The organism is bacterium (genome assembly GCA_040757115.1).
GTDB lineage: Bacteria > UBA9089 > CG2-30-40-21 > CG2-30-40-21 > SBAY01 > JBFLXS01.
Genome location: JBFLYA010000340.1, coordinates 1 through 3298 on the forward strand (window position 1 = coordinate 1; position 3298 = coordinate 3298).

Sequence of the window (3298 nt, forward strand, 5' to 3'; positions counted from 1 at the left end):
GCCTGGTTCAGTAACTCTTGCCTCAATAACTGCTATGGTAAGAAACAATGAAACTAAAAGATGGTTTGAAGAGGGTAAGATAGAACTCAAATTGGCAGCATAAAATCTAACCGCACAGGTCGAAATTATTTTATGTCGGTTGTAGCAGTAAAAGAAGTAAGCAGAGAATACAAACTTGGTAAGACCAGTGTAAGAGCACTTCAGAAAGTAAGTTTAGAGGTTGAAAAAGGAGAGTTTGTCTCCATTTGTGGCCCTTCAGGAAGTGGAAAGACCACTCTTCTTAATATCATTGGATGTCTGGATAAACCTACTGAAGGCACCGTTGCGATTATAGATCAATCAGTAGAAGGTCTTTCTGATGCCCAACTCTCTGAATTGCGCAATAGAAGGATTGGTTTCATCTTTCAGACATTTAATCTTATACCAGTACTTACTGCTTACGAAAATGTAGAATATCCTCTCTGGATTCTTGGAAAAGGAAACAAAGAAAGACGCAAGATGGTCTTGAAAATGCTTGAAGAAGTAGGTTTGCTTGAGCACAAAAATCATAAACCCGATGAACTATCCGGGGGACAAAGGCAAAGAGTAGCTGTAGCCAGAGCATTGGTAACTATGCCCAGCTTGGTTTTGGCAGATGAACCAACAGCAAATCTGGATTCAGAAACAGGAGAAGCAATTTTAGAATTAATGTGGAAGATAAACAGGGAATTTTCTACTACTTTCATCTTTTCCACCCACGACCCCAAGATTATGAATTACGCTCGGGAAATATACCGCCTCAGAGATGGCAGGTTTATAAAAGGAGAAGCAGAGGATAAATAAATGAGAAGTGGATTTTTTATCTTAGCCCTCCGAAATATCTTCAGAAACAAAAGACGAACAACTATTACCTTTTTAGCTATAATTTCAGGGATGGTAGGGCTCATTGTCTTCGGTGGATTTGTAGAATATTCCTTCTGGGGATTAAGAGAATCAACCATTCGGTCCCAACTAGGCCATATTCAGGTTTATAAAAAGGGCTATTCAGAAAAAGGAGTTGCTAATCCTTCTGAATATTTGATTGATGATTTTCAGAAGTTAGAAGAGCTTTTCTATAAGATTCCTTATGTGGAATTAGTTACTGCCCGTCTCTCCTTTTCCGGACTTATAAGTACAGGTGAAAATACTCTTATCTGTAAAGGTGAGGGGGGCATACCTGAAAAAGAGGCCCGCCTGGCCAGTTTTGAGGAACTAATTGAAGGAGAAGGACTATTTGAAGAAGGAAGAGAGGAGGGTGTGATCGGATGCGAAATGCAAAAATCCTTCGGGGCAAAGATAGGAGATTATCTTACCATTCTTACTACTACACCTTTAGGGATGATGAATGCGGTCGATATCAAGCTGGTAGGAATAGCCAGAAGTGGGGCTAAAGATTATGACTCAGTATTTTTAAAACTTCCTCTGAAAATAGTTCAACGACTCCTTCTCACTACTGAAGTGGAAAAGATAGTTATACTTCTGGATAAAACAGAACATACCGAAGAGGTTTCACAGAAACTCAGTCTTCTTTTTAAGGAAAAAGAATTAGATCTGGAACTCAAAACGTGGGATGAACTGGCTCCCTTTTATCATGCTGTAGTCAGGTTATACAATGGAATGTTCGGAGTAGTAAAGGTTATTATTGCTATTATCGTCCTATTTAGCATAGCAAATACTATGACTATGTCTGTTTTTGAACGGGTAAAAGAGATAGGAACACTGAGAGCGATTGGCACAAAGAAAAGAGGTATCCTGAAGCTTTTCCTCTGGGAGGGATTTTTAATTGGAGTGATAGGTGCAGTGCTGGGAACGATAACAGGAGTTTTAGTAGCCCAGGTGATAAATCTATGGGGAGGGATTTATATCCCCCCACCGCCAGCTATGACGAGGGGATATAATGCCCTCATCCTCATTGTCCCGGTGGTGTTGTGGTACTCTTTCCTGTCCACGGTAGTGATTTCTACCATCTCCACATTTTACCCGGCCATGCGGGCTACAAGATTGAGTATAGTAGAATCTTTAGGGCATAATTAAAAAGAGGTAGAATGATACGGAAAGCTATTTTTTTGTTTTTATTTTTAACATTAATATCCGCTGATACATTTGCTCCTACTCCTGCTAAAATTCTGGAGATGATTGATCAAATAAGAGCTCCCGGGGATACTTTTGTCTTTGACTTGAAGATTACTTATAAAAAAGAGAAGGAAAAAGATATTATTCAAGAATTTACTGTTCGGGTAAAAGATGCGGATAAAAGCCTGGTAAAATTTACCTATCCTCCAGAGAATAAAGGCCGCCTTCTTCTGATGGTTGGCAATAATATGTGGATATATGTTCCTGGTACACGGGGACCTATTAGAATCTCCCCCCAACAGCGTTTACTGGGGCAAATTTCTAATGGTGATGTGGCAAGAGTGGTCTACTCTCTAGACTATAATGCAAAATTATTGGAAGAAGAAATAGATAAAATGAGATGCATAAAACTTGAGCTATCCAGCAAAAGCGAACAGGCATCTTATAGTAAGATTTTTCTCTGGACTGATACGGAAAGTTTTAAACCAATAAAGGCCGAATTTTATAGTATCTCAGATAGACTTTTAAAGACTGCTTTTTATAAAGGATATGCGAAAGTTTTAGGAAAAGAAAGACCATTAGTCTTAGAGATTTACGATGAACTGCGTAAAGGTGAATATTCGATAATGGAATATAGTAATATGAAAGTAGCTGATACACCTAACACTTTCTTTCAAAAGACTTATTTGAAACATATCCGATAAAAGGTAATCTTATGAGAAGAATAATACTGAGTGCTATATTAGTTTTGGTTTTATCTTCGTTTCAGGTAAATGCCTCTATATTTGATGAAAACTTCAGGCTTGAATATCGAGGGGAACTTGTTAATCAGACAACTTATTATCAACTAAAGGGTGATATTCTTTTAAATCCTGACTCTAATCTTACTTCGTTTCCAAAGTGGCAAAATAAACTTTATAAGGACTCTTTTATTAGTCTTACATATAAAGAATGGCTTAAACTGGCGGTAAAATCTCGACCTGCATGGACTGTTAACGATGGAGGTAACAATAGTCTCAAGAATTATATAGATGATGCCTATGTTGACATAAAGTTTAGAAGGACATTTTTTCTTACTATTGAGGGTCGGACCTATTAACCTCTGTAAAATCAAGGGACTATAATATTAAGAGGGTAGATTTTGGGGGTGTTTAGGAGGTGAGGTAGATATATATAACACATTATAAACATTGAGGTTAGGTTTCAA

Annotated in this window: 4 protein-coding genes; all 4 read left to right on the forward strand. The window is 37.8% G+C overall.

Annotation, left to right across the window (positions count from 1 at the left end; genetic code table 11):
* Positions 1–132 precede the first annotated feature (132 nt).
* From AB1422_18255 to AB1422_18270, 4 genes are read left to right on the forward strand one after another with little or no spacing between them, the layout of a single operon-like run.
* Positions 133–822 carry an ABC transporter ATP-binding protein gene (locus AB1422_18255; GenBank protein MEW6621243.1) on the forward strand — a complete coding sequence of 230 codons (690 nt, stop codon included), beginning with the start codon at positions 133–135 and terminating at the stop codon, positions 820–822.
* Entirely contained in the window at positions 823–2052 is a 1230-nt protein-coding gene (locus AB1422_18260; GenBank protein ID MEW6621244.1) for an FtsX-like permease family protein, read from the forward strand.
* A gap of 11 nt (positions 2053–2063) precedes the next feature.
* Positions 2064–2795, forward strand: coding sequence for an outer membrane lipoprotein-sorting protein (locus AB1422_18265; protein ID MEW6621245.1), 732 nt, complete (start codon positions 2064–2066; stop codon positions 2793–2795).
* Between the two features lie 11 nt (positions 2796–2806).
* Entirely contained in the window at positions 2807–3190 is a 384-nt protein-coding gene (locus AB1422_18270; GenBank protein MEW6621246.1) for a hypothetical protein, read from the forward strand.
* Positions 3191–3298: the final 108 nt, after the last annotated feature.